The following is a 26,068-nucleotide window of genomic DNA, read 5'->3' as shown; positions in this document are numbered from 1 at the left end:
TATACTCCTCTTTTAATAATTTACAACGATGAGATAAATAATTGACAAAACGAAAGCTGAAATCGTCGTTGTCATATAGAGCATAGAAATGGATGTTAAAATATCATCTGGCTCTACACTTCTTGTAGGATCACCAATAGTTGGTTTTGTAATCAACTCACCATGATAGATATGAGCTCCACCTAATTGAATCCCCAGGGCACCTGCCACGACCGACTCAGGGAAAGCACTATTTGGACTCGCATGTTGGTAGCGATCTCTCCAGCCAATTTTTATGGCATTTCTGAAATCCAATTGCAGGACTCTGGCACTTGCCATCATAAACAACCAAGTTAAACGGGCAGGAATGAGATTGACCAAATCATCTATTTTAGCCGAAACATATCCAATCTTTCGGTATTTGGCTGTTTTATAACCGACCATTGAATCTAGCGTATTAACAGCTTTGTATCCCATTGCAAATACGGGACCGCCAATAAATAAGCACAATAAGGGGCCGATCACTCCATCACTTGCATTTTCTGCGACGGTTTCAATGGTCGCATTACAAATTTCAGGTATGGTAAGCTGATCTGTTTCTCTCCCTACGATCATTCCCACTTGATACCTAGCCTTCTCAATGGAACCAGACTGAATAGCTTTGTATACTTTAAGAGCTTCAAAAGCCAGAGAGCGAGTTGCTAAACAGGTATAGGCTAAATAAATCCACAAAATCCAATAAAGAATTGGGTGAAGCTGACTAGCCCCCCACAAGATTCCATACGTGATGGAAACTGTCAAAGAAACGGTGCATATCCAAAGGAATATTCCGAACAGAACAGGATATCTCGTTTTTAACTTTTCCATCCGTAAACAATCATAAATAAAATTTCCAATTAGTTTGACCGGGTGTGGCCACGAATAGGGATCTCCAATTAACCAATCAAGAAGAAGAGCAATAAAGAGTGCAATAACTATCATTTTTTAGACTCCAGTATATAATCGATCCAACTCTTTAGGAGATGCTCATTCTGATATAAATGAACATGGAGGTAACTGGCAAAGGTTTTCCCTTTCTGATATCCCCCTGTCCAATTCGAAACCACTTCTCCATCTCTTTCTTTTCTCAGATCTAAAACTGTTTTTTCAGAAGTATTGAAAACTGAATGATGGAACTCATGGCCTCGAATTTCCGTACCAGACGGACCAAATAAAGAATCTTCATTGGTAGTTGCAAAACAATAGCCAAAACGTTTTAGCCCATTCGTCATCACACTAGTCCCATCAAAGATACCAACCATTTCGTAGACCTGATCTTCTATCTCAAGATTTTTTCCAAGATACATCAAGCCACCACATTCAGCGTAGATTGGGATTCCCTTTTGATGAGCATCTAACACAGATTGTTTAAAGGATAGATTTTCCGATAATTCTTTGGCAAATAGTTCCGGATAGCCCCCACCAAAATAATAAGCATCGGCTTCAGGTAACTGTTGATCCTTCAAGGGGCTAAATGGAATGAGGGTGACTTCAGCATTTTTCAATAAATCCAAATTATCTTCATAATAGAAATGGAAAGCATCATCAAGAGCATAAGCAATCGTTAATGGAATGGTATGTTGAAATTTGAATGGAGAAGACAATTCTAGTGATGCTCCGTCAACTTTTTCCAATAAACGATCAAACTGGATCGTTTTTTTAGCCTGCTCTCCAAGAATAGCAAATTTTTCTTCAAGATCATCCATCTCTACATCAGGAATCAATCCCAAATGTCTAGATGGGAGTTCAACCTGAACATTTTTTGGAAAATAGCCTAAAACTTCTATATCTGTATAGCGTTCAATTGCTCCCTTAATCAACTGGTAATGCGTTTCTGAAGCAACACGGTTCACAATAACCCCAACGATGTTGACACCAGGATCAAATGAAGAAAAGCCATGGACAATTGCTGCTGCTGAAGTTGAAGTCGATTTCCCATCAATAATCAATACAACAGGTAGATTGAGCTGTTTTGCAACAGATGCCGAAGAAGCACAATCTTTATCTGTTCCTAATCCATCATAAAGTCCCATTACTCCTTCTACAACTGCTACATCACTATTTTGATGCCAACGATAATAGGACCACTTTAGATAATTGGAATCAGGGATTAAAAAATTATCCAAATTTCGGGATGAAATTTTTGTAATACGACTATGATATGATGTGTCAATATAATCCGGGCCTATTTTATACGGCTGAACCTTATACCCCATATCTGTTAAAGCTTTTAATACAGCTAGTGTTACGGTTGTTTTTCCTACACCACTTGACACACCAGCCAACATAAACTGCTTCATGCTAACACACCCCTAACTTTGAAAAAAATAGAGCTACAAAAAATACACTATTTTTTGTAGCTCCGTTGCTCTATTTTATTACTTAGCACCTCGTTGTGCTCTTCTATATCCTTAAACACTAAAGATGCTTTTATTCTAATATAAATTATAGTATTTGTCAATAAAAAATTGAAAACGCAATCAAAAAAAGAGCACACATACGGTGCTCCTTATAAAACATTCTATATAAAGTTGATCAACCTTGCCAATCTGCTGGATAAGTCACATAAATAAATCGAGCCTTATCTTTAACAGAGAATTGAATATCGCTACCTTTTGGAATAAAGATGACTTCACCTGGACCAGCACTCATGACTTCATCACCAGAGATAACATCCAATCGACCTTCAATAACGTAGTCTACTTCATCATAATCTAAATGCCAAGGGAAGGTTGTCTTGTCCATGGTCATCAACCCTAAGCCAAGACGAGGACTTTCTTCTAATGTTAAGAGGTCTCGTGTGTATACTTGGTGTTCTGGATTTCCTGTATCCAAACGATCTTCAGGACGAACATCTAGACTTGGTAGTGAAATAGAGGTTACACCAGATTTACTTACACGTTTAGCAGAACCTTTACTCGCTAATTCTTCTAAAAGAATTTTACGAACCAAAGATTCAATATCTGTACGATTATAATCCATTTATTTTTACCCCCAATTAGGCTTCTTTCTTAGTTAAGAAGTAGGCAAGTAATACAGCAGTCACCCCACCAACAAACTTACCAATCATCATTGGAACAATCATTTTAGCATTTTGTCCGGCAGTGAACCCTAAGTGGTCCCCGATTACAAATGATGCAGATACAGCAAAGGCAATGTTCAAGATTTTACCACGTTTGTCCATATCTTTTAACATTTGGAACATGGCAATGTTGTTTGCTAAAGAAGCAACCAAACCAGCAGCCCCTACTTCATTCATACCTAATGATTTACCAATAGCTGAAAGAGGTTTGTTGGCAACCTTTGTAAATACAGCAACTAAACCAAAAGCTCCCGCCAAGGTTACTGCAATCGAACCAACAACGACAAAGGCTTCTTGAAGTGTTTCTGCACCTTTTGGATACAAATTGATCAACCATTCATTTCCGGTCAAGAGTTGTGCAGCACCAAATGCTAAACCTAATGTTGCAATCACAACAATAATTTGACCAAAGATTTCAAATCCTTTAATCATTCCATTTGGAATAAGAAGTAACCCTAGGAAAATAAGAGCAGAAACGATTACGATAGGGATCAAGTTGATTAACAAAGTACCAAATGATAAACCTGGAACTAGAAGTCCACCAACTAAACATCCGACAGGTACGGTTACCAATCCGTACAAGATACCACGGGCTAAGAATGGACGATCTGATTTTTCAATAATTCCTAAAGCAACAGGTATCGTAAACACAATTGTTGGTCCCATCATAGAACCTAAAACATAGGCTGCAAAATCACCAACAGCTTTATCTTGTGCCAAGCTTAAGGCTAAAGGAGCTCCCCCCATATCATTCGCAATAAAGGTAGTCGCAAAAATAGAAGGATCCGCACCAACCATTCCATAAAGTGGAACAATTACAGGTTTCAATAAATCTGCAAGCAAAGGAGCTACAACCATGATCCCAGCCATTGACAAAGCCAAGGCTCCCATAGCCATAATACCTTCTTCAAACTTTTCACTTAATCCTAGTTTCCCACCGATACATTTATCAACTGCACCGACAAGCATAAACAGAACCATAATGTAAATGATAATTTCATTTATACTCATAAATTAATCCCTACTTTCAATAATCATCCAGTTGATACTCAACTTTATCAATGATACCTACTATGACCATATCTACTGGGACATCCTGTCTATTCAAACTCACACGAGCTGAACTTCCTGTAGTGACCAACACTTGATCACCTTCACCAGCACCAATACAATCAGCAGCAATGACTAAGGCAGGATCTGTTTGATGGTCATCCAGTTGTCGTTCGACCACTAAAAACTTTAATCCATTAAGTTTTTCATCTTTTCTCGTAGCCCATAGACTTCCTTTCACTTTCCCAACAAACATCTCGCTACTCCTTATTCTTCTATTATAATATTGTGACGTTTCAAATAGTCTTTTGCAAGAGCGGTCACAATCATTCCTTTTCTAATCCGAATCCTATCATGATCAGATAGGTTCATTTCAATTAACTTTTTTTCAGTTAATAAGCCAACCTTTTCAACAGATTTCGGTTGAGTTTCATTCTTTGTCACATCATTTAAAGGTTTATTGTTTTCTCCACAAGTAGATTCTTCTAGCAATGATAGCAATTCTTCTTTTTTATAGAATTGAACACCATATCGAAGAAGTTTTTCGTACTGTTCTTGAAGATCTTGAAACAATAATGCTTTTGAAGTTTGTTTAAACTGATGGAAGTCAAATGATTCTACTGGAACCAAAACTTTCTTTCCTTTCAACAAACTTTTAATGACAACAGCTTCATCAGCATTTAGCGGACACAAAGAAGCGATTCGCATCATTGCATCAAAACCAATTGATTCTACTAGAATGATGTCAGCACTACTTGATTGTTTCACAACTTGATAACCTTCTTTCGTTACGATTTCAGGAATATCAAATGCTCCGATAACAAATACTGAGGCCTTATGCGTTTCAACCTGTATTTTATCCATTAAACGGTCTGTAATCAAATCTACGATCTTATCTAGATTCTCCATTTTTGACCTACCTCCAACAACCAATACTAGTCTTTAATAATCCGACCACGGATTCCTTTGCTAAAACCACAAGCATTGGCTTCATCGTAATCGATATGCATATAAGTTGCAAACTTTGGACTCACACGAATCACAACGTCGTCAAAGATTAAAGGTCTTGCTCCTTCAACTTTTACTTTTACAATATCATGATTTTTTACGCCCAATTTTTCAGCATCTTCAGGTGTCATATGAACATGGCGTTTAGCAACAATCAAACCTTTGTCCAAAGAGACAGACTTATCACCATTTACTAAGACAATACCTGGAGTACCTTCGATATCACCACTTTCTCGAATAGGAGCTTTAACACCTAATTGCAAGCAGTCCGTAAGTGATACTTCAACTTGTGATTCTTTTCTAACAGGACCTAAAATAACTACATTATGATAGGCTCCTTTTGGTCCCACTACCGTTAATCGTTCCTTTGAAGCATACTGACCAGGTTGAGATAAGTCTTTCGCCTTTGTCAATTCATATCCTGTTCCAAACAGTGCATCTAATTCCTTACGACTTAAATGGACATGTCTACCACTAGCTTCTACTTCAAACGAACCATCAAGTTCATTTTGAATCCTATCAATAACTTTATCAATTAAATTTTCTAATGACATTGTTATTCTCCACATTCTATTCTAAAGTAAGCCATACTAATACTTCAATCGATTTCAATAATGCGATCAGTTTCTCAGCATAAATATCCTGAATACCGGATACTACAAGAGCTAATTCCTTTCGAATATTAGCAATCTCAATATATAACTCATAACACGAAAGTTTCCAACTCTCACATTTGAAATCAACTTGTACACTTCCTTGATCCAACTGTTTAATCACCCGAACAGATTGTAACTCTTCATTCGTACCAAGATTCTGATTATAGTATGATATATCATTTTCAATATAACAACCTACAATTTTTTCTATAATATGAATAAGATTTCCTAATTGTTCTACTTTGTCATCAAGAAAAGCAAGGTGGAGTTCTTTTTGGCATCTTAGAAAATACGTATATAGTTTCGTTAGCTTGAAAAGTAGTGGATACACAGCAGACTCTTCTAGAGACGAAACAGTCTTATGAAATGTTTTGCTAATCTCTGTTTGAGTTTTTATTTTCGAATCAGTATAAGCTATCTGAATATGGCGATCATGCAAGAAACCTCTTGCTGCTGGAGTCAATTTATCCTCACTCGAGAGTTTTAGAACGTTTTGCTCACTAACCTGTCCATCTTTCATTAGCTTTCTAATTCGAGATTCAGTATAAACTGTCATGCATTCACATCCTTCTACCACAAATTAACTACAGGGATACAACGAGGTTGAGATTTAACTTCCCAACCTCGCTCAGCTATTAACATGAATGAATATTCTTTACATCAAAATGCTTATTCCTATCAAAACATTAATTGCTGATTACCTGCATGAGAAATTTTGAAAATCTACTCTTTATGAGGTAGGATTACTTCTACTTCTGAATGTGGACGTGGGATGACATGTACTGAAATCAATTCACCTACATTTTCAGCTGCTGCTGCACCTGCATCTGTTGCAGCTTTAACCGCACCTACGTCACCGCGAACCATTACAGTTACCAAACCAGCTCCGACTTGTTGTTTACCAATCAATGTAACGTTCGCTGCTTTTACCATAGCATCTGCTGCTTCGATAGCACCTACTAAACCTTTTGTTTCAACCATTCCTAATGCGTTTGCGTTTGACATATTCTTTTCCTCCTATTATAAAATCTAATTATTCAGCTGATGGATGTGGTAGAATGACTTCTACTTCTGAATGTGGACGTGGGATCACGTGAACTGAAATTAATTCACCTACGTTTTCAGCTGCTGATGCACCTGCATCTGTTGCAGCTTTAACCGCACCTACGTCACCACGAACCATTACAGTTACCAATCCAGCACCAACTTGTTGTTTACCAATCAATGTAACGTTTGCTGCTTTCACCATAGCATCTGCTGCTTCGATAGCACCTACTAAACCTTTTGTTTCAACCATTCCTAATGCATTTGCGTTTGCCATTTTAATTTCCTCCAATTATGAAATGAATAAGTTATTTAGTTAATTTTGATAACACACGTTGAACAAGCAGATCAACTAATTGTTCTTCATCTACTTGCTTATCAACTTCACAGCGTTGACAGTCAAGATTTTCTTGATTTTCAGCCTTTCTCAGATCTGACAATTCTGCAGTACCATAAGCGACACGGCGAATATTAATCAAATTCAACGGGCTGACATTATCAGATGTTGCGCTTCCACCTACAGCTCCACAACCTAAAGTAAAGGATGGGAACAAACCTGTTGTAGCACCAACTCCTCCTAAAGCAGCAGGAGTATTGATCAAAAGTCTTGAAACAGGTTTTCTTAAGGCAAATTCTCGAACGATACTTTCGTCTTGGGTGTGGATAGCTAATGTGTGTCCAGCTCCTTCATGATGAAGAATTCGAATACTCAACTCACAAGCTTCTTCCCAATTTTTAACAGTGTAGAAACCAAGGACAGGAGCAAGTTTTTCCATAGAATATGGATATTGTTTTCCAACTCCTTCACCGTCAGCAATCAAGACGCGAGCATCATCTGGAACAGAGATTCCTGCCAGTTTAGCGATCACTTGAGGTGTTTTACCTACCATTTTTGGATTCATTGCTCCACTAGGTAGAATAATGAAGGAACCAAGTTTCTTAGCATCTTCTTTTGGAACGAAGTAAGCACCTTGACGTTTGAACTCTTCAACAACCTTTTCTTTTGTTTCTTCTTCGACAATGATTGATTGTTCAGAAGCGCAGATCACACCATTATCAAACGTTTTTGAATCTAGGATTTGACGAACTGCTTTAGGAATATCTGCAGTTTTTTCGATAAAGGCTGGACCATTACCAGGTCCTACCCCAATAGCAGGTGTTCCTGATGAATACGCAGCTTTTACCATCGCATTCCCACCGGTTGCCAAAATTAGGTTTGTATCTTTGTGTTTCATCAATTCATTGGTTGCTTCAATAGAAACACGTTGAATCACACCGATAGCACCTTCTGGACAGCCTGCAGAAACTGCTGCTTTTTTAATAATATCTACAGTTTCATTGATACATTTTGCTGCGTGTGGGTGTGGAGAGAAAACAATACTGTTTCCACCTTTTAAAGCGATAAGAGCTTTATACATGACTGTCGAAGTCGGATTGGTTGAAGGGATTAGCCCTGCAACGACCCCAACTGGAACTCCAACTTCAATAACTTTATTTTCCTTATCTTCGCTCAAAATTCCTACTGTACGCATATCCTTGATTTCTTCAAGAATACCTTTTGAAGCAAGGGCATTTTTTAAAACCTTATCTTGCCACTTACCAAATCCAGTTTCTTCAGCAGCCATTTTGGCTAAACGTTCTCTTTGATCATAACAAGCTTTAGCTACAACTTTTACGATCGTATCAATTTGTTCTTGACTCATCAATGCGAGTTTTTGTTGAGCTACTTTTGCTCGTTGAATCAAATGGCGAACTTCTTGAATAGATAAGAGATCTTTATCTTCAATATACATTCAACTTTCTCCTATGATTTCAATTTTAGTAAAGCTTGAATTAGTAATTGTTTGTTCGCAAATTTAATTTCTTTCTTAGATAGATCGATTTTATTTTCCCGATAAGCAATACTTCTTAATTCAACAACTTTGAATTTATTTAATTCTTCCTCAGAATATTTTTGCTTTCCTTCTGTCGAAATTTCTTCTTCCGTCACAATATCAGAAGCAATCCCTTCAACGATGGCTTCTTCAACATCAGAAACTATGTCTTCAACAACGACTTCCTCAATAGCTGATTGCAATGGCTCTGTAATAACCTCAGCTTCTTCAACTGGGTCAAGTGATTCCAAAACACTTTCTTCTTCTAATGAGACACTTTCAACTTTAGGAACTTCTTTATTCTCTTCCTTACGGATTGGGTTGAGGATTAAATCAGTTTGTGAGTCTAACCGTGCAATCACGTGACTATGAAGATAGTAAGGTTGATCCTGTGCAATTTCAACTGCGGCTTCTACAGCTGATCTTACTGCACTAACGTCGCCTACTAACTGAACTGTGTTCAAACCTGACTTAACAGTTTCTACATTTAATAGTGAGACATTTGCAGCTTTCAAAGCAGCATCTGCTACAACAACTGCTCCAAGAAAACCTCGCACTTCAATTAATCCAAGTGCTTTTTCTACCATGAGCATACCTCATCTTAATAATTCTTTGGATTGTCTGCAATACTTAGAACAGTTCGCGCAAATGCATCGCAAGCAGCACGACAAGCAGATTGAGATCCAGTTAATAGACCACCCGCAAAGTTTGTTTCACTTGGTGGACCATAAAAGGCTCCAACCGATACATCTGCAGCTTTCAAAGCAGCATCTAGCGCAACCATAGCTTCAGCAGGAGGTGCAATTAAATAGGCAATTGCTGTACCTTCTTCTGCATTGGCACCTTCTGAAAGATAGCTACCTGCTCTAGAAATACAATGAGCAAAATATGGGATGCTATCATCATCATTTGCACTGTAGAAACTTGCCCCATTTTCAATTTCATATACAACGACGTCTAGGCCACTGCGAACTTCTTCTGGATTAGGTCCGGCAAGGATACCAATAACTTCACCTGCTAATTTTGTTGAGGCATTACCAGCTCCGGCATACATACTACGAGCATAAACAACTTCAACATCAGCTGCTTTTGTTGCTTCATCTAAAGCAACATAGGTTACATCATCGCAGTCAGAAGTAACAATTCCTAAACTTCTATGATGTGGTTTCAATTCCAATGATGCTGCTAACCCTGCATCTACATTAGAAATTAATAATGCACTTAATACGTTAGCGCCAAGTCTATCATTTCTCAAAATCTAAACCCCATTTCTATTTTAATTCTACACCTGACTTCTTATTATCAAGAATCTTCTTGATAATTTCAGCCACGTAGGCACCAGCTTCAACCGCTGGAGTTCCACCCTTATGGATATTGGATACAACTGTACGACGAGATTCAGGCATACCAACTGTTGGTTTGTAAGCCATATAAGCACTCATTGATTCAGCTGTTACCAAACCAGGCCGTTCACCCACTAGCATACAGATGACCTCAGCTCCTGTAAGTTCAGCAATCTGGTCCATAGCCGCTACCCGAGCATGTTTGATGAAAAGAACTTCATTATAGTCAAGACCAAACATTTTCAACCCTTGTTTCAAAGCTGGTAAGAAATCTCTTACGTTCGCTTCAATGGCTGATGAACTCAATCCATCTCCTACAACAATTTGTACTTTTGGATTTGGTTTGCAAGATTCTTTGATAATTTTTTGTTGATCTTCTGGGAAGAATCTACCGTAATCTGGTCGAGTTAAGTATTCATCTTTTGTTGAAGCTTTTGTTTGAACTGGAATGAATCCCATTTCTTTAACAAAATCATCAGATACATAAGAGAATACCGCATCTTGTGCCGCTGCGTGGTCAGCACGGAAGCGAAGGACTGTTTCAGTCTTGTAACGATTTCCTGCTCTCCACAAGCCCAAACGAGCTGGTGTGAATTTTTTAATTTTACGATAAGCTTCTTCGTTAATGGCATTTGGAATCAAAAATTGTTCCTGAATATCCACTTCTGTAATATCTGGGATAATTCCATCTTCAATAGTAGTTTCTTCCTTATCTGGTTGAACACTTGGACTTTCTTTCGTCTTCAAATTGGAATCTACTTTTTGCTCCTCTTTTGTTGACTCTGCAATGGCATCTGTATCCAACTCACTTAACAAAGAACGAATCATTTCTTTTAAATCTTGTTCATTCACTGTTAATACCTCCTTACTAATTTTGTTTCATAAAGATAGATCCGTCTCCACCGATTTCAGTAAGATGACCATCTTTCATCAATCCCATTTTTTCCATCCATTCTTCAAATTCTTTGATTGGACGTTTGTTCAAGAGATCACGCATCGTAGCAGTTTCATGGTAACCGGTAGTTTGGTAGTTCAACATGATATCATCCCCATGAGGAATTGCCATGATGTAGTTTACATTCGCTGCTCCAAGAAGAACCAATAGGTTTTCAGCGTCATTTTGATCAGCTTTCATATGGTTAGTGTAGCAAATGTCACAACCCATAGAAATACCAGTCAATTTACCCATGAAATGGTCTTCCAAACCAGCACGAATAACTTGTTTTGAATCGTACAAATATTCTGGACCGATGAAACCAACTACTGTATTTACCAAGAATGGATCGAAGCGTTTTGCAAAACCATAACAGCGAGCTTCCATTGTTACCTGGTCGGCACCATGGTGAGCATCTGATGATAATTCAGACCCTTGACCAGTTTCAAAGTACATTACGTTTGGACCAGCTGAAGTACCAACTTTTTGAGCAGTATCTTTAGCTTCCTGAATAATCTTTGCGTCAAAACCAAATGCAGCATTTCCTTTTTCAGAACCTGCGATAGATTGGAAGACCAATCCAGTTGGTGCACCTTGGTTCATTGCTTCAATTTGAGTAGTAACGTGAGCAAGCACACAGTGTTGAGTTGGAATCTTATACTCTTCGATAAAGTCATTAAATTTATGAAGAATTCGTTTTGTACTTTCAACAGAATCATCAACCGGGTTGAGCCCTAGAAGGGCATCTCCACATCCATAAGCAAAACCTTCCATTGTAGAAGCCATGATACCATCAAGATCATCTGTCGTATGGTTTGGCTGCAAACGAGAAGAGAATGTTCCAGGTTCACCAATTGTTGTATTAGCACGTTTGGTAATGATAATCTTATTAGCAGCGACGATCAAGTCGAGGTTTGTCATCAACTTCGCAACCGCTGCGACCATTTCTGAAGTTAATCCACGAGATAGCCATTGGATATCCACATTTTGGTGATTGTTATCCAAAATCCACTCACGAAGTTCAGATACTGTCCAATTTTTAATCTTTTCGTATGTACGAAGATTTACATCATCGATGATAATGCGTGTTACTTCGTCCTCTTCGTATGGTACAACTGGATTGTTAAACAAATCCGAAAGTTTCAATTGAGATAAAACAACCTTAGCTGCCACGCGCTCTTCAGAAGATTCAGCAGCTACGCCTGCAAGTTGGTCACCCGACTTGTATTCATTGGCTTTGGCTAGAACTTCTTTTACTGATTTGAATTCATAGACTCTTCCAAATAATTTTGTCTTTAAAATCATTTAAAGTCTCCTCCTTTAATAATTTCTTAATTAAAAACTAACGTTTTAACAACGACCGGTAAGACCGATCCCTCAACCACAGGATTTCCGATATCAATGTAATCGCCGTTTTGAACATCAACAGAGTCAATACATACAAACGGATAATCTTTAGGTAATGAAGCAAACAAACATTGCCCCAATACCTTGGCCATATCTTCTCTAACAACTACTATTAATGGAATATTCTTTCGAATACTTTCCCCCATTCCTACGGTGATAGCGCTTGCAAATTCTTGTACTCTAACAAAACTTGGACTTTTTTCTCCATTAATCGCTAAAGCAACCTGTTGAACTTCATTTTCCAAGGTAAACCATTCTAATTTATCGCGAATAATTTCAGTTAATTTTTCGCAACTTTCTAGCTCGTCGTCTTTGGCTAATTTCAATACAGGTATATTTCTAATCGGTAACGTCTTAGAAATATAAGTGATCGTACTACCACTGACCTCTGTTGTATGACTTCCAGCTCCAACCACAGTAGCCCGAATTGTCTCAGCAGATTCAATCACTTTCTTTTGTTCAAAAATTTTCGAATGATAAATGGCTCGTCCTAGTATGATTCCAATATCGCCATAGGCAAAATCACTTTTATCGGAATTTTCACAAATAGCATCCGCTACTCCACCGGAGAACGAAACACATTTTAATTCATAATCGAGTCGCAATCCATGGTTAGTTTCTAAGAACTCATAGTAGGGAGCATCTACTTCGAGTCCCACTGCCTTCTCCAAAACTCTCACCAAAATCTGGATCAATTTATTCAATTCATCCCTATTGACAATTTCATCTAAAAACAGTCGTAAATTTTCTTGTTTTATAATCTCTTGTAGTTTCGGTGATATATATTTAATTTTCAGAGTACTAGGATCAACCTTTATTAAACGACCGCCAATATCAAAGCAACCTGTGTCAATAACATCTCCTTCGCGAAAAGCCGCAAAGTTTGAAGTTCCACCTCCAATATCTATATTTACAACTGAAGTATGGTGTTCCTGAGAATACTGGTGTGCACAAGCTCCCTTGCCTGCAATAATACTCTCTAGGTCAGGACCTGCTGTCGCAACAACGAAATCTCCAGCGTATCCGCTTAAAGCCTGTAAGACTTGACTAGCATTTTCCTTTCTAGCAGTTTCACCAGTAATGATAACTGCTCCCATTTGAATATCTTGTTTTTCAATTCCAGCTTTTTTATACTCTTGGATAACAAAGTCTTTTATTTGATCCACTTCTATCAAAGACTGATGTGAAATGGGAGTAAAAATGATATTACTCTTATAAAGGACTTTCTTATCCGTTATATATACCCGCGGGATTGTAAATACAGACGCAATATTCTCAATGGTAAGTTCTGACAGGACTAGTTGAGTGGTCGCAGTACCGAGGTCTAACCCAACACTCAAAATTTTTTCCGACATAGGAAACCTCCAAAAAAGACGCTTAAAGAATGCACTGAAACATAGGTTTCCTGCATTCTTTAAGCGTCATTGCTTTTCGACTGACTTCATTGTTAGTCTTAAATTATTTACATTTTAAAAATTATCTTCACTTGCGTCCCCTCATGATTTGAGTTGATGACCAGCCTTCCAGATAATTTACTCTCTACAAATCTTTGAACTAGGATTAAGCCAAGATGCTCTTGACCTACGGTTTCGACATTGTAACCGCTACCATTATCAACTACTTGTATACGTATTATATCATCATTCTTTGTGATTTGCAAACGAATACATTGATTTTTTTGATTTTTTTTATATTTTTTTGAAACAAAAGCATGCTCATATGAATTTTGCAACAATTCATTTACTACTAATGCTAGCGATGATGCTCTATTATGATCCAAATAGATATCCCCACATACATTCAATCGTAATTGAACATCTGTTCTTTCAGCAAAACATCGTTGAATGTTAGAAGATACTGTTTCTATCAAGGATTTCAATGAAATTTTTTCATGATCTTGATTAGAAAGAAGTTCATAGGTAGCTGCAATAGAGAAAATTCTATTAATACAATCTTCAAAAGCAACCTTGGTTCCCGAATCTTTGACCTGTGCTCCTTGCAAACGTAACAAAGAAATAATAGTCTGAAGATGATTTTTAACTCGGTGATTAATTTCTCGTGAAGCAATCAGATTTTCTTGAATTTCTTTTTCTTTACTTTGGAGCTCAGTGACATCCCTTATCGTAAGAATCGTTTGATGGTTTCGAGCATTGGGATAGCACTTGACTTGAAAATAATGTTTCCCATATTTGATAGTTTTATTCCTATCAGAAAAATGATCTCCTATTAATTCAGAAAAAATCGTCCCATCTAAAGAAAGATTATCATAGTGCATTCCTTGGATGCTCTCCAAGTAGCCCAATTTACTTCTATATAAAAGAACTGCTGATTGATTACAGTGAAGCAAAAATCCTCCCTGATCAAATACTAATACTGCGTCTTCTACATAATCCAATAAGGATACTTCATCTTCTCTGACTGATTCTTTTGGTGCCTGAAAAATATAAGAATGATCACCCTTAGATTGTTGGAGAGAAAAACTGGATGAGAAACTATTTGAAAAGTCACTTTCAACAATTAAAGTAGCAATTACTTTTTTTCCTCTGATAATTGGAAAAACCGTCTGTTCAATTGCAACTCCTTCTTGCGATTGGCCTCGAAGACCCACTGAAGGAACACCTGTTTGAAGAGTACGAAGAACTCCAGGTTCATTTTCTAAAAAGGCAGATTGCCCAACAACTGTTTTTTCATACAAACTCTCTTTTGTATGAGGTTTTCTATGAAAGACGACAATTGCATGATCAGAATAAATATTTTTTACATCAATGAAGACGTCCTTATCCATAAACTCTTTACTGGATAAAACGGCCTCTGATTGTCGAATCAAATAATCAATATCTGCTTCATTAAGATCTGTTTTATCCTCGCAAAATTTCTTTATCTGATTATTGTACTTCATTATTCAATAACAGCAACTTTGCAATTTCAATCATTGGAACACGTTTTTGCATACTAATTGTTCGAATCTGTTTAAATGCTTCAGGCTCAGAAAGATGATCTCTTGTCATCAAGAGTCCTTTTGCTTTTTCTAAAACAATTCGATCGTCGAGCTTCTTACTAATTTTAATTAATTCCTTCGAAAGTAATTGCTGTTGCCGTCCTTTCTCTATACAAACTGCTATTGTGGGAATTAAAGACTTTGCATCCAACGGTTTTACCAAGTAAGCACTAGCACCAGTTAAACTCGCCTTTTTGATATAATGGTCATCATTATAAGCAGAAAGAATTATCACACCGTATGCTAATTCATCATCTAATATTTTTTTACCTGCTGACAAACCATCTAATAACGGTAATTTAATATCCATTATTACAAGATCGAAAAAGTGTTTTTGACAAAGTTCAATAGCTTCAAAACCATCACTTGCTTCTGCAGCCACTTCATAATCTGACTGTTCCAAAATTTGTTTGATATCTAAGCGAATAATCGGATCATCATCACAAATTAGTATTCTGCCTTTCATAAACTCCATCCCTCATATGAAATTATGTTCTTGTTACAACCGTACTTGAAAAACCTAGAATCTCTTCTAAACCATTTAATACTGCGTGGAGTGATGCATCTACTGACGCAACATCCCCTGTCATTACAACAGATCCGCTAAATCGATCTACAAAACCAATCTGTACCCCTGCTGCTTTAGTAGCTATATCCACAGCAATAATTGCAGCCTCACTTGGAGTGATGGTCAATATCCCAATAGCATCACGAAAATCTGTCTGTAATCCTAATTTTTCAAAAATAACAGGATCAGGACTAGCAATTAAATGTGCTAATGTGACTTGTTTCCCAGGAACGTATTCCTGAATCATTCTTTGTTTTTCTGACATTCATTACCACCTCTGGATTGGTTTTACAATAAATATAATTCTAAATAATTTGATTATACTATATTTAGTATTCGCTTTCAATAAAAATTTTTAAATAAATTATTACATAACAGTGTCAAATTAAAGATCTTAAATTTGAGGGAAATTCTTTTTAATCTTTAATTTTTTGTATGTTAATTTTACTATTTGAAATAATTGATTATAAAATATAGAACCATTGACTTTTAATTATGTACTATGCAAAACCAATACAAGACAATTTATTAGTGCTTTAAAAACTTATAAAAGTAAGCCTCTATTAAACAAGTTAAATTTAAAAATTCCAATTAATCATGTGAACTTTTATTATATAGATATTCCTAAAAAACTGAACTCTCATGTCTTTTTTAATTTTCACTAGCAGATTTACTTCTACTATATTAATTAGACTTTATAAATTCTTTTTGTTAATTTAAAATGACTTTTTTAGAAAGCTTGTTCTATAACCTTCAATAATTCTTCAACTGTAGGGACTCTCGGATTTGTAATCGTACACTTATCCAATAATGCAGCTTCCGCAATCTCACGTTTGTGAGCATTAAAATCATCCAGTCCTACTCCGTAAGATCTTAAAGAAGTCGGATGATCTAATTTCTTCTGAAGTTTTCGAACAGCATCCACTAATTGTCTTACACCTAGAATAGGTGTAGAAGCACTCAATCCTAATAAACGAGCAATCTGTTGATATCTTTCAGCGGTTTCTTTATTCAAATTACCAGCACGAACACCATTCGTTGCCACATTCGCATTATACTGGATAATATGTGGCATTAAGATGCTATTAAGTCGTCCATGAGGAATATGGAATTTTGCTCCTGCTGCATGGGCGATACTATGATTAATCCCCAATGAAGCTGAGTTGAAGGCCATTCCCGCCAAAGTAGAGGCTACATGCATTTTTTCACGTGCTTCTAAATCATATCCATTTTTGTATGCACGAGGCAAGTATTCAAATACTAATTTGATAGCTTTTTCAGCTAAAGCATCAGAAAAATCAGTTGCTTTATTTGAAACATATGCCTCAATCGCGTGTGTCAATACATCCATTCCAGTATCTGCAGTAATATTTGCTGGACATGTCGCTACCAAATTCGAATCCAAAATTGCGACGTCTGGCAAAATATCCCAATCTACGATCGGGTACTTCTGTTCTTTCTCAGCATCTGTAATAACAGCAAAGCTTGTAACTTCAGATCCAGTACCGCTAGTAGTAGGGATAGAAATTAGTTCAACATCGCTAAATATTCCTTGTTTCTTAGCAAAGTAATACATCGCCTTAGAGGCATCAATTGCAGATCCTCCTCCAACAGATAAAACGATATCGATAGATTTTCCTTCCGTAGCATGAATTCCTGCTACAATAACATCAATCGGAGGATCCGGAACGATATCTGTAAAGGTGATAATCTCATTGCTAGAATCGAAGTGAGTGAGAATATGATCTAATTGTCCTGATTCTTTAAGAAACGGATCAGCAACAACTAAGAAGGTTTTATTATGATAGTCTTCCAACTTAGCTAGAGCACCTTCTCCAACATAAAGTTTAGTTTTGTAGTATATGTTATACATTCTTTCTCCTTTCTTTTTGAGTTTCATATTTTACCTCCTTTACTAGTCGAAACTCTTAAAACTGCATAAAAAGAAGCCACATGAAATACTGCCAAAGTGAATTGAATTTTGGCATATTTCATATAGCTTCATTGCTTAAATTTGTACCTCTTTGTACTTTACCAAGAGTATAACATAAAAACGTTTTCAACGCAAATAAATAAGCATATATTTTTGTATTTTTTAATTTATTTAAGTCATTTCACTTGCAGATTCCTTCAGAACATGATATCATTAAAACATAGAAATGATTTTGGTACTTTTAAGGGTATGGAAGCTTGGTGAAAATCCAACACGGTCCCGCCACTGTGATAAGCTTTGCTTTAAGTCAGGTCTTTATTCTTAAATTTTAGTAGATTTCACGCCTCGATGTAAGGTGGTGATGTCAGATAGGAAATACACCAAAATAGTGCTTTCCCCTATTGACTCTACGTATGAGTACGTATCATTTTCTAAAGATGGATTTTCCATCATCTGCAAAGGAGCAGAGTCAATATTTGGAAAGCTAATGTTAACCAATGAAGCTTAACATTAGAATTGTACGCTGTTGTACATCCAGCTTTCGAATTTGGACCTTGTCCTTCCCTTTATGGGAGACAAGGTTTTTTTATTTTCTCTATTTAAAATGATTAGACTTGAAAAAGCACTACCCCTATCTTTGGTAAGGGTAGTGCTTTTATTCTAGTTATTGTTTTGTTTTGCCCAACGCTCCACATCTGCTTTGGTAATATTATGGAACACCTTAGCTCCTCTTTCATAAGGAATATCCTCACGATGTTTTCGATAATTAATAACCCGTGCAAGTGCGAAGAAATAGTCAGACAAACGATTAATAAAAATCAAGACTTGGTTATTGATTTCATTTGTCCACATGGTTGCAACCACCAGACGTTCTGCACGGCGAGCAATGGTTCTTGCCACGTGAATCATCGAAGCAATCTCATCACCACCAGGTAAAATAAATTTTTCTAGAGCAGGCGGGATATCCGCATACGTATCAATACGTTCTTCAATCCATTTGACGAGGTTTTCATCCACCTTATATGGATATACACCATGTGGAGTAGATAAATCTGAGCCGCAATCAAATAAATAATTTTGTAACTGATACAATTCGTCTCTCAATTCATCCTCAGGATCCATTTTACTAATGGTATAACCAACCCAAGTATTTAGTTCATCAATGGTCCCATAAGCATTGACTCGATCTGAATCTTTTGCAACGCTTTGACCACCTACCAATTTCGTAAGACCTTTGTCTCCGGTTTTTGTATATAATTGCATATTTTTCTCCTTTATTCCTATTATCTAATATCTACATAGTCTTCCCGGTGTAGTTTTCCTTCTTCAAAAGTAGGCATATGCTCTATAGTATATACCGAACTTTCCATTAAAAAGAAAGCTAATGGACATCCGGAACCTTCACCTAAGCGCATATCCATTTGAAGCATGGGGGATAATCCTAAGTAGTCAGAAACAATCCGATATCCTGGTTCTGTTGAACAATGTGATGGGAAACAATAATCTAAAACCTCTTTCTTTAATTGAGAAGCAATCAAGAGTCCCGTTAAAGAAATCAGTCCATCGATGACACAAGGCAGTTGGTATTGGGCACAGGCTAAATAAGTACCAACCATCCCCAACATATCCAGGCCACCAACTTTGGAGGCTAGATCAATGATATCACTATAAGGCGCATGACTAGTTACTGCCTTTTGAATGACCGTTGTTTTATGAGCCTTCATCTTTTCCGTAACTCCCGCTCCATATCCCGTCACCTCTTGTGCAGGAAGCCCCAAAGTTGCGGCAATAACTGCTGCGGAAGTCGTGGTATTGCCAACCCCCATCTCACCAGTTCCAAACAAGGTATAGCCCTGATTAATCAATTCAACTGTTCTTCTATACCCAACCAAAATCGCTTCTAGGGCCTCCTGCCGAGTCATGGCAGGTTCCTTTAGCATATTTCGTGTTCCATTTAGAATATGGTCTGGATTATCAGGATCGATTGGGCTTTTACAACCAATATCAATGACGCAGATATCTGAACCTGCATGTTCAGCAATATTAGCCACCCCTGCTTTCCCATTTCTAATATTATTAGCTACAATAAATGTTGTTTCGATAGGGTTTGAGGAGATTCCTTCATCGCAAACTCCATTATCCGCTACATAAATCATGACCATTTTCTTCGTCAGCTGGATATTGTCAGGGAACATCGCATGTAATCTAGCATACATTTTTTCCATTTTCCCTAATGCACCCAAAGGTTTTGCTAATCGATCACAATAGCTTTTTCCTTCTTCTAATGCTTTAGCGTCAATTGGGACAATATTTTTTAGGATGTGATTTAATTCTTCTTGTCTATCCAAAGATCTCCTCCACCTTCTTCACTTCTAGCCCATCATATATAATTCTGCTTAGATTCCTTATAGAATAATAGCTTGCCAAAGGATGTTGGGACAGTCGTTCTTCTAACTTATACAAGTGACGGAGCTGATCTTGGGTCAGCAGAATACCAACAATGCTACCACTATGAGCAACATTAACTCCTAGTAAACCTAATTCAGTTGTAATTTCTATAATATCTTCTAAATAGGGTTTGGGCAGCCGTTTGTTATTCAATAAAGAACTTCTAGTCGCGACGGCGCCTAATAGCTCTACATTTTGCTTGTCACAGGCTATTTTAAAATCAGTCAACAATGTTTTTGATTGCTCTGCAGGATACAAGGGACTTTCCGTCATTCTTATGAAACTCGTCGTATCAACCATTTGATCTGGCTCTAGAATGTACACATAAAGCTTTGGTTTCCACCTGGTCTGCCATTTAATCTCACCATTAAGCGGATTCATCACAGTCCAGTCCGAAAATCCTACGGAATCACTTGGTTCAATCTTTGAACAGAGACTCGTTAGTAGAGACACTGACACTTCTTTATGCTTATAGGCAGAATAAGCTCCTAAGATCGAGAGCATATCCGCTGTACTACTAGAATATCCCTTTCCAATAGAAATATCTGTTTGAAATGAGAAGTCGAAATCTATCTGATCCGTTAGTTCATTCATAACTTGCAGCATTTTAGGCCGCAACACTTCTCCTACTTGACCTGCTTGAGGGCCAATCACTACTTGACTTTTCTTTTCAATGCCATAAGACATCAAAAATTCACGACCATCTACAACACATTGGAATAATTCTCCACAAGATCCTGGACAAGATGCTATCATTGTCCCTTTCACTACTCATGTCCTCCAAGAATCGCTTCCAGAACAGTTAATAAACAGCTATTCTCTTCTCTGCTACGAATTGCAACGCGGTAGTAATCACTACTTAAATTACGGTAGTTGGAACAGGAGCGGATAAAAATGTTATAGCCCCATAATTCTTCACGTAAATCCTTGGAACCCGTATACTTAAAAAAAATATAATTAACACTTGGTTTTAAAACAGTTAATGCAGAAAAAGTTCCCAAAGAACGATACAGGAAGTCTTTTTCCTCCTGTAACCATTTTAGAGTCTGAGCTTGATAATCCTGATCCTTCAAAATCACAGGTAAAGCTTGAAGAGCCAGTGCATTAATTGTCCACGGAGCCCTACGTTCATTAATATTTGTTAAGCATGGATGTTTCCCGAGGGCGTATCCTAATCGTAATCCTGGAATGGCATAAAACTTGGTTAGAGAGCGAACCACAATTGTATTTGTAAACTCACTCAAATACGGAACAAAAGTATACTTTTCTTCGTCTTCTAAAAAGTCAATAAAAGCTTCATCTAGAATAAAATGAATATTCCGTTCCAGCAATTTTTTCGCGATTTCTAGCAAGTGACCAACTGGAGCAAGGGTTCCTGTCGGATTGTTAGGATTGCATAATAAGACAACATCACCTGCTTCCAGATCTTCTATAGCTGCTTGAAGCTCTTCCACCGTCCAATCAAAATGAGGAGCCGTTAAACGATGATATAGAATCTCGGTCCCTTCTTGATAAAAAGCCTTTTCATATTCCATGAAGGTGGGACTTAAAATCAGTAATCTCTTGGGTTTTAAAGTCTGAGCTAGTTCATAAAATAATCCAACTGCACCATTTGATAAAAGGATTTCTAGATCATGATTGCCATGATGATCCCTAAGCAAATCCTTTTCATATTGGTTTGTTATATCCGGATACTCTGTAATTCTATCAATACTGTCCACTAAGACTTGGCGGAGGTTTTTAGAAACTCCAAGCGGATTGATATTCGCACTAAAATCAATCCACTTTTCAGAAGAGTTTCCATTCTTTTCAGCTAATAGACGTCCATTCCCTCCATGTTCAACAATCATACACATCTCCTTCTTGAAAGCTAAAGTAGTCCACTTAGATTATATCATGTTTACTCAGTCTCAAGAAAGTCTTTTAAAGCATCGATTCCAGTATTCTCAGTAGAAGAAATCTCAAAAATCCTTGTTACACCCGCATCTAACAATTGTTTGCGTGCAAATTCTAATTGCTCCTCTGAGTCGACTAAATCAATCTTGCTAATGATTCCAATCACATCTTGGGTAAATAATGAAGAAAATCCTTGAGGAAAAGTTTGCATGGTTGAATTCCCTGCAATTAAGAGTCCAATGATTTCAGCTTCTGCTGCAGTCACTGTTAAAGCATTGTAATAGCGTCTGTGTTGTAAAAATTCTCCTGGCGTATCAATAATACTATCGTGGAATTGAACAGCCTGCGTTTTAAAATACTCAATATCTAATCCTTTTAATCGTTGGGTCAGAGTTGTTTTCCCTACTCCCACTGAACCAACAAACATGATTTTCTTCATAAATCTCCCCTATTTTTTAATTAACTGCGCCTCATCAGTTCCTAACTTGATTGTTTCTCTACTCTTAACTAAAACACCTTTGTTTTCATCACGACCTTGTAGGAAGTATTTGGCATCTTTGCTATCATATGTATCTACTGCAGTCTGTGAAAGTAAGCCAATTCCTTTGGATGGATCCCGTAATAGGTTAAAGATGATTCCCATCTGTAATCCTCCAAAATCTTTCAACATTGCATAGTCCCCATTACTATCTCCAGCAATTAGAATAGGATCTTGGTTCCCATGTTTATCTGCAATGAACTTCTTGATTGTTTTTGTTTTTCCTTCACCTTGTGTTTGGAAGTAGTCGTTATTGTATTCTGATTGAATGACACCAGAATCATTTTTTACAAGTTCCATTCCATAGACATGGTCTTCAGTAATATTATATCCAAATTTTTCCTTAGTAGCAAAAGGAACAACAACATCTCGAAATGAAGCAGAAACAACATAAACATCTATGCCATTATCTTGTAGTGTTTTATAAAGATTTTGCATCTCTTTTACTGCGCGAACACCACGTTTAAATTTGATTTCTACTTGACCAGCTTCACCCTTCAAGTTTTCTGGGCTCACCCAAGTTTCATAAACTAAATCTTCTTTTAAGGCACGTTCAATTGATTTTTCCGATACGGCTTGAACTTCTTCAGATGTCATACCTGTAAACAAGTAAGTCACCCATGGATAAGAAATGTCTGAGCTGAAGGTTCCACCGATAGCTTCATATAGATAACGTAGCTTAGCACTGAAATCTTTATATTCGTTTAATTGTTTTACTTCTTCGAGGCTCTTAGATCCTTTAAAACCTTTGTATTCATTATAAATCACAGTATAATCAGATACGATATCCTTGGCGATCTTATCTATATTAACTGGATTTCCTTCTTTATTGTTATGATCTTCTTTGAAGTTGTCTTCTGGAATATTGGTCCGAATGGCCTTATCCAACTCTTCTGGGGTCATCTTAAATTCTAAGTTTTCGATTTGATAGGTGAAAGTTGCTTCACCAATATCATTGATGACAGTTGTGTTATCCCAGTCAAATACAGCATATGGTTTTGCTGATTCATCATATTTAGAGCTAGATTTACCATTATCTTTAATGACATTGCTTAATTTCTTATATAGCTTATCCTCCCACTGACCACGATTGAGTATTTGATCTTCCTTAGAAACACTTGTTTCTTGTTTAGCTTTACTAGGCTCTGTTGTTTTGGATGACTGAGAAGGCTGGCACCCAACCATAAATAAAGCTAAACCACAAACGAAAAAGAGACGATGTTTCTTCATAAGAAAACCTCCAAAATAAAATTTAATTAGAAAAAAGGCAATAAAGGACCTATGATTTGAAACAGTTGCTCCATTGCAATCATAGGCCTCATTGCCTTTTATATTATTCCACACCTATTATACTAATTAGCTGATAGAATGTCAATCGAAAACGGTTACATTTTTTCGCCATTCTTATTCTAATCGTGTCAGAAACTACATCTTCTAATGTTTTCATGCTAACTGAGGGATTAATTCTCTTTCTGAAAAATCATTTTCATTGTCTTCTCCTCTATCCTCTGCTATATTTGGATTATCAAAGAAAGAAGACAAGCCTATGACATTGTCCAATAAATCCACACTTTCTATTGCCTCACTGGCAGTTCTTGGTCTTTTAGCAGCCTCCTCGAACCAGACAGCTCAAACACCTGCAAACTTTGCTAGTTCACAACAGGTTTCTTCGAGCACTTCAAGCTCTAAAGGTTCACAAACGGCTAGCCAAGCTGAAAATCTAGACGGTACATACAAAGGGACTGATGAAACTGATCAGATCACTCTAACCCTCTCTGGTATAACGGGCACATGGGAAGTGGTTGAAAGGGATGACGAGAAAGAAAGCAAGCCTGTAACCATTCACGCCGACAATCATACTCTCACTGCGGGGGATGATCTCAAATATTACAAACTAGAAGGTAACCAACTCACTATTGAAGATGACGATCTCGATCCTTCTGATACCATTGTATTAACGAAATAGCATAAAAAATAAGAGGTTAGGATGTTGATCCCAACCTCTTTTTTCATCTTAATGGAATTGCATTCCACCATCCACGATGATGGTTTGACCCGTGATGTAGTTTGAATCTGGTCCAGCAAGGAAGCTGACTGCAGCAGCCACATCTTCTGGTTCTGAAAGACGTTTCAAAGTGATATCTTTAGCGAATGTTTGCATACCCCATTCGTCGTCTTTGCCCGCGTTCTTACCTACTTCATGAGCAATGTCAAACATCATTGGAGTCTTAACGATACCTGGTGCATAAGCATTGACAGTGATTCCTGAATCAGCCAAGTCACGTGCCAAAGTTTGAGTGATACCACGAACTGCAAATTTAGTACCACCATAGACAGTCAAGTTAGGGTTACCTACAACACCTGCTTGTGAAGTTGCATTAATGATTTTTCCGCCATGACCTAGTGCTTTGAACTGTGCTTGAGCTGCTTGTGAACCCCAAATCACACCACCAACATTAATAGCAAATGTACGTGTAAACTGTTCTTCTGTAATCGTATCAAGTGGTGTAGTTGGCGCAACACCTGCATTGTTTACAACAACATTCAAATCACCGAAGTGATCGACAACTTTTTGGAAGGCAGCAGCAACTTCTGATTGTTTGGATACATCAGCAACAACCGCAAAAGCATTTTCAGCTGACAACTCAGCAACTGCTTTTTCAGCTGTTTCAGCATTGTAGTCCAATACTCCGACCTTGAAGCCATCTTGCACCAAACGTTTTGCGATTGCAAAACCGATTCCTTGACCAGCACCTGTGACAATAGCTACTTTAGACATATGATTCCTCCTTGGTATCAACGATACCAGCAAACGTTCATAGAAGAACAGCAAGGGTTGACAACTAGTTTTGATGGGTTCTATCATAAGTTCCTTCCAAAACTATGCTAATAGTATACTCCTTTGTGAAAGATTTTTCAAACTCTAGCCTATTTTTTGAAAAAAATTGTTTATTTATATGATATTTTTATTTAGTGATAAATGAACTAAAGTGTGAAATAGAATATGTCTTTTACCCACAACGGATCACTATCCTATTCTGTAATAGCTACATAAAAAGAGATTGGGACAAAATGTACTGACCCCAAAAAGTTAGACAATTAATTTATCCAAAGGATTTAGTTCTGTATTGCACAGGACTGAGTCCTTTTAGTTTTACCTTAATTCGTTTGTTGTTGTAATAATCAATATAGTTTACAATAGCTTGTTCCAATTGCTCAAGTGAGTGAAACGTCTTCTCATAACCATAAAACATTTCGGATTTCAAAATAC

General features: G+C 37.2%; 29 protein-coding genes and 1 riboswitch. Of the genes, 1 reads left to right on the top strand and 28 read right to left on the bottom strand.

Going from position 1 to position 26,068, the window contains the following annotated elements; genetic code table 11:
* Nucleotides 1-12 precede the first annotated feature (12 nt).
* From cbiB to JX304_RS07060, 26 genes are all read right to left on the bottom strand, one after another.
* Nucleotides 13-960, bottom strand: a complete 948-nt coding sequence (cbiB, locus tag JX304_RS07185; protein WP_205011884.1) for an adenosylcobinamide-phosphate synthase CbiB — start codon at nt 958-960, stop codon at nt 13-15.
* A complete protein-coding gene (locus JX304_RS07180; protein WP_205011883.1) occupies nt 957-2,318 on the bottom strand; it encodes a cobyrinate a,c-diamide synthase in 1,362 nt (453 codons plus the stop codon). Before JX304_RS07180 ends, cbiB begins: the two co-directional genes overlap by 4 nt.
* A gap of 235 nt (nt 2,319-2,553) precedes the next feature.
* On the bottom strand, nt 2,554-3,000 hold the full coding sequence (locus tag JX304_RS07175) for a cupin domain-containing protein (protein ID WP_205011882.1): 447 nt from the start codon (nt 2,998-3,000) through the stop codon (nt 2,554-2,556).
* 16 nt (nt 3,001-3,016) lie between these two features.
* On the bottom strand, nt 3,017-4,111 hold the full coding sequence (locus JX304_RS07170; protein ID WP_205011881.1) for an ethanolamine utilization protein EutH: 1,095 nt from the start codon (nt 4,109-4,111) through the stop codon (nt 3,017-3,019).
* 16 nt (nt 4,112-4,127) lie between these two features.
* A complete protein-coding gene (locus JX304_RS07165; RefSeq protein WP_003006905.1) occupies nt 4,128-4,406 on the bottom strand; it encodes a EutN/CcmL family microcompartment protein in 279 nt (92 codons plus the stop codon).
* An 11-nt stretch (nt 4,407-4,417) separates the two neighbouring features.
* A complete protein-coding gene (locus JX304_RS07160) occupies nt 4,418-5,059 on the bottom strand; it encodes an ethanolamine utilization protein (RefSeq protein WP_205011880.1) in 642 nt (213 codons plus the stop codon).
* 26 nt (nt 5,060-5,085) lie between these two features.
* On the bottom strand, nt 5,086-5,712 hold the full coding sequence (gene eutD / locus JX304_RS07155; protein ID WP_023023508.1) for an ethanolamine utilization phosphate acetyltransferase EutD: 627 nt from the start codon (nt 5,710-5,712) through the stop codon (nt 5,086-5,088).
* 16 nt (nt 5,713-5,728) lie between these two features.
* Complete coding sequence (locus tag JX304_RS07150; protein ID WP_205011879.1) at nt 5,729-6,370, bottom strand: hypothetical protein; 642 nt, start codon at nt 6,368-6,370, stop codon at nt 5,729-5,731.
* Nucleotides 6,371-6,537: 167 nt separating this feature from the next.
* Entirely contained in the window at nt 6,538-6,819 is a 282-nt protein-coding gene (locus JX304_RS07145) for a BMC domain-containing protein (protein ID WP_006596190.1), read from the bottom strand.
* A gap of 28 nt (nt 6,820-6,847) precedes the next feature.
* The gene (locus tag JX304_RS07140; protein ID WP_205011878.1) at nt 6,848-7,135 is read right to left on the bottom strand and encodes a BMC domain-containing protein; all 288 of its coding nucleotides are present in this window, start codon (nt 7,133-7,135) and stop codon (nt 6,848-6,850) included.
* Nucleotides 7,136-7,166: 31 nt separating this feature from the next.
* Complete coding sequence (locus tag JX304_RS07135) at nt 7,167-8,651, bottom strand: acetaldehyde dehydrogenase (acetylating) (RefSeq protein WP_205011877.1); 1,485 nt, start codon at nt 8,649-8,651, stop codon at nt 7,167-7,169.
* A gap of 11 nt (nt 8,652-8,662) precedes the next feature.
* Complete coding sequence (locus JX304_RS07130) at nt 8,663-9,319, bottom strand: BMC domain-containing protein (protein WP_205011876.1); 657 nt, start codon at nt 9,317-9,319, stop codon at nt 8,663-8,665.
* 14 nt (nt 9,320-9,333) lie between these two features.
* Nucleotides 9,334-9,987, bottom strand: a complete 654-nt coding sequence (eutL, locus tag JX304_RS07125) for an ethanolamine utilization microcompartment protein EutL (protein WP_205011875.1) — start codon at nt 9,985-9,987, stop codon at nt 9,334-9,336.
* Between the two features lie 16 nt (nt 9,988-10,003).
* Complete coding sequence (gene eutC, locus JX304_RS07120; RefSeq protein ID WP_049515131.1) at nt 10,004-10,927, bottom strand: ethanolamine ammonia-lyase subunit EutC; 924 nt, start codon at nt 10,925-10,927, stop codon at nt 10,004-10,006.
* 16 nt (nt 10,928-10,943) lie between these two features.
* Nucleotides 10,944-12,314 (bottom strand): ethanolamine ammonia-lyase subunit EutB, encoded by a 1,371-nt coding sequence (locus JX304_RS07115; RefSeq protein ID WP_205011874.1) that lies wholly within the window; start codon nt 12,312-12,314, stop codon nt 10,944-10,946.
* Between the two features lie 26 nt (nt 12,315-12,340).
* Nucleotides 12,341-13,771 (bottom strand): ethanolamine ammonia-lyase reactivating factor EutA, encoded by a 1,431-nt coding sequence (gene eutA / locus JX304_RS07110; protein ID WP_205011873.1) that lies wholly within the window; start codon nt 13,769-13,771, stop codon nt 12,341-12,343.
* A gap of 107 nt (nt 13,772-13,878) precedes the next feature.
* Entirely contained in the window at nt 13,879-15,315 is a 1,437-nt protein-coding gene (locus JX304_RS07105) for a sensor histidine kinase (RefSeq protein ID WP_205011872.1), read from the bottom strand.
* On the bottom strand, nt 15,302-15,880 hold the full coding sequence (locus JX304_RS07100; RefSeq protein ID WP_205011988.1) for an ANTAR domain-containing response regulator: 579 nt from the start codon (nt 15,878-15,880) through the stop codon (nt 15,302-15,304). The genes JX304_RS07105 and JX304_RS07100 overlap by 14 nt, the downstream gene beginning before the upstream one ends.
* Before the next feature lie 22 nt (nt 15,881-15,902).
* Nucleotides 15,903-16,247 carry a BMC domain-containing protein gene (locus tag JX304_RS07095; RefSeq protein ID WP_003006878.1) on the bottom strand — a complete coding sequence of 115 codons (345 nt, stop codon included), beginning with the start codon at nt 16,245-16,247 and terminating at the stop codon, nt 15,903-15,905.
* Nucleotides 16,248-16,712: 465 nt separating this feature from the next.
* The gene (locus JX304_RS07090; protein ID WP_205011987.1) at nt 16,713-17,855 is read right to left on the bottom strand and encodes a 1-propanol dehydrogenase PduQ; all 1,143 of its coding nucleotides are present in this window, start codon (nt 17,853-17,855) and stop codon (nt 16,713-16,715) included.
* 284 nt (nt 17,856-18,139) lie between these two features.
* Nucleotides 18,140-18,285: riboswitch (adenosylcobalamin (AdoCbl) riboswitch) on the top strand.
* A gap of 290 nt (nt 18,286-18,575) precedes the next feature.
* The gene (locus tag JX304_RS07085) at nt 18,576-19,178 is read right to left on the bottom strand and encodes a cob(I)yrinic acid a,c-diamide adenosyltransferase (RefSeq protein WP_205011871.1); all 603 of its coding nucleotides are present in this window, start codon (nt 19,176-19,178) and stop codon (nt 18,576-18,578) included.
* Between the two features lie 20 nt (nt 19,179-19,198).
* Nucleotides 19,199-20,263 carry a nicotinate-nucleotide--dimethylbenzimidazole phosphoribosyltransferase gene (cobT, locus tag JX304_RS07080; protein WP_205011870.1) on the bottom strand — a complete coding sequence of 355 codons (1,065 nt, stop codon included), beginning with the start codon at nt 20,261-20,263 and terminating at the stop codon, nt 19,199-19,201.
* On the bottom strand, nt 20,256-21,131 hold the full coding sequence (locus JX304_RS07075; RefSeq protein ID WP_205011869.1) for a kinase: 876 nt from the start codon (nt 21,129-21,131) through the stop codon (nt 20,256-20,258). Before JX304_RS07075 ends, cobT begins: the two co-directional genes overlap by 8 nt.
* Nucleotides 21,131-22,213, bottom strand: coding sequence for a threonine-phosphate decarboxylase CobD (cobD, locus tag JX304_RS07070; RefSeq protein WP_205011868.1), 1,083 nt, complete (start codon nt 22,211-22,213; stop codon nt 21,131-21,133). Before cobD ends, JX304_RS07075 begins: the two co-directional genes overlap by 1 nt.
* Nucleotides 22,214-22,263: 50 nt before the next feature.
* On the bottom strand, nt 22,264-22,698 hold the full coding sequence (locus JX304_RS07065; protein ID WP_023023536.1) for a EutP/PduV family microcompartment system protein: 435 nt from the start codon (nt 22,696-22,698) through the stop codon (nt 22,264-22,266).
* Nucleotides 22,699-22,707: 9 nt separating this feature from the next.
* A complete protein-coding gene (locus JX304_RS07060) occupies nt 22,708-24,027 on the bottom strand; it encodes a haloacid dehalogenase-like hydrolase (RefSeq protein ID WP_205011867.1) in 1,320 nt (439 codons plus the stop codon).
* A 316-nt stretch (nt 24,028-24,343) separates the two neighbouring features.
* Here JX304_RS07060 and JX304_RS07055 point away from each other — a divergent pair, with 316 nt between their 5' ends.
* Nucleotides 24,344-24,763, top strand: a complete 420-nt coding sequence (locus JX304_RS07055; protein ID WP_205011866.1) for an SP_0198 family lipoprotein — start codon at nt 24,344-24,346, stop codon at nt 24,761-24,763.
* A 48-nt stretch (nt 24,764-24,811) separates the two neighbouring features.
* On the opposite strand, the gene JX304_RS07050 is transcribed toward JX304_RS07055, so the two are convergent.
* A complete protein-coding gene (locus JX304_RS07050) occupies nt 24,812-25,576 on the bottom strand; it encodes a (S)-acetoin forming diacetyl reductase (protein ID WP_205011865.1) in 765 nt (254 codons plus the stop codon).
* A 325-nt stretch (nt 25,577-25,901) separates the two neighbouring features.
* Nucleotides 25,902-26,068, bottom strand: a 167-nt coding sequence (locus tag JX304_RS07045) for an IS3 family transposase (RefSeq protein ID WP_205011986.1), incomplete at its 5' end; no start/stop codon positions are given.

It is taken from the genome of Streptococcus parasanguinis, assembly GCF_901875555.1.
Classification (GTDB): Bacteria; Bacillota; Bacilli; order Lactobacillales; family Streptococcaceae; genus Streptococcus; species Streptococcus parasanguinis_H.
The sequence above is the reverse complement of the archived record's forward strand: the minus strand, read 5'-3'. Positions and strand labels throughout refer to the sequence as shown.

What these genes read in the sequence shown, in the direction of transcription:
- cbiB (WP_205011884.1), bottom strand. Translation starts at nt 960, where the DNA reads ATGATAGTTATTGCACTCTTTATTGCTCTTCTTCTTGATTGGTTAATT.
- JX304_RS07180 (WP_205011883.1), bottom strand. Translation starts at nt 2,318, where the DNA reads ATGAAGCAGTTTATGTTGGCTGGTGTGTCAAGTGGTGTAGGAAAAACA.
- JX304_RS07175 (WP_205011882.1), bottom strand. Translation starts at nt 3,000, where the DNA reads ATGGATTATAATCGTACAGATATTGAATCTTTGGTTCGTAAAATTCTT.
- JX304_RS07170 (WP_205011881.1), bottom strand. Translation starts at nt 4,111, where the DNA reads ATGAGTATAAATGAAATTATCATTTACATTATGGTTCTGTTTATGCTT.
- JX304_RS07165 (WP_003006905.1), bottom strand. Translation starts at nt 4,406, where the DNA reads ATGTTTGTTGGGAAAGTGAAAGGAAGTCTATGGGCTACGAGAAAAGAT.
- JX304_RS07160 (WP_205011880.1), bottom strand. Translation starts at nt 5,059, where the DNA reads ATGGAGAATCTAGATAAGATCGTAGATTTGATTACAGACCGTTTAATG.
- eutD (WP_023023508.1), bottom strand. Translation starts at nt 5,712, where the DNA reads ATGTCATTAGAAAATTTAATTGATAAAGTTATTGATAGGATTCAAAAT.
- JX304_RS07150 (WP_205011879.1), bottom strand. Translation starts at nt 6,370, where the DNA reads ATGACAGTTTATACTGAATCTCGAATTAGAAAGCTAATGAAAGATGGA.
- JX304_RS07145 (WP_006596190.1), bottom strand. Translation starts at nt 6,819, where the DNA reads ATGTCAAACGCAAACGCATTAGGAATGGTTGAAACAAAAGGTTTAGTA.
- JX304_RS07140 (WP_205011878.1), bottom strand. Translation starts at nt 7,135, where the DNA reads ATGGCAAACGCAAATGCATTAGGAATGGTTGAAACAAAAGGTTTAGTA.
- JX304_RS07135 (WP_205011877.1), bottom strand. Translation starts at nt 8,651, where the DNA reads ATGTATATTGAAGATAAAGATCTCTTATCTATTCAAGAAGTTCGCCAT.
- JX304_RS07130 (WP_205011876.1), bottom strand. Translation starts at nt 9,319, where the DNA reads ATGGTAGAAAAAGCACTTGGATTAATTGAAGTGCGAGGTTTTCTTGGA.
- JX304_RS07115 (WP_205011874.1), bottom strand. Translation starts at nt 12,314, where the DNA reads ATGATTTTAAAGACAAAATTATTTGGAAGAGTCTATGAATTCAAATCA.
- eutA (WP_205011873.1), bottom strand. Translation starts at nt 13,771, where the DNA reads ATGTCGGAAAAAATTTTGAGTGTTGGGTTAGACCTCGGTACTGCGACC.
- JX304_RS07105 (WP_205011872.1), bottom strand. Translation starts at nt 15,315, where the DNA reads ATGAAGTACAATAATCAGATAAAGAAATTTTGCGAGGATAAAACAGAT.
- JX304_RS07100 (WP_205011988.1), bottom strand. Translation starts at nt 15,880, where the DNA reads ATGAAAGGCAGAATACTAATTTGTGATGATGATCCGATTATTCGCTTA.
- JX304_RS07095 (WP_003006878.1), bottom strand. Translation starts at nt 16,247, where the DNA reads ATGTCAGAAAAACAAAGAATGATTCAGGAATACGTTCCTGGGAAACAA.
- JX304_RS07090 (WP_205011987.1), bottom strand. Translation starts at nt 17,855, where the DNA reads ATGTATAACATATACTACAAAACTAAACTTTATGTTGGAGAAGGTGCT.
- JX304_RS07085 (WP_205011871.1), bottom strand. Translation starts at nt 19,178, where the DNA reads ATGCAATTATATACAAAAACCGGAGACAAAGGTCTTACGAAATTGGTA.
- cobD (WP_205011868.1), bottom strand. Translation starts at nt 22,213, where the DNA reads ATGATTGTTGAACATGGAGGGAATGGACGTCTATTAGCTGAAAAGAAT.
- JX304_RS07065 (WP_023023536.1), bottom strand. Translation starts at nt 22,698, where the DNA reads ATGAAGAAAATCATGTTTGTTGGTTCAGTGGGAGTAGGGAAAACAACT.
- JX304_RS07060 (WP_205011867.1), bottom strand. Translation starts at nt 24,027, where the DNA reads ATGAAGAAACATCGTCTCTTTTTCGTTTGTGGTTTAGCTTTATTTATG.
- JX304_RS07055 (WP_205011866.1), top strand. Translation starts at nt 24,344, where the DNA reads ATGACATTGTCCAATAAATCCACACTTTCTATTGCCTCACTGGCAGTT.
- JX304_RS07050 (WP_205011865.1), bottom strand. Translation starts at nt 25,576, where the DNA reads ATGTCTAAAGTAGCTATTGTCACAGGTGCTGGTCAAGGAATCGGTTTT.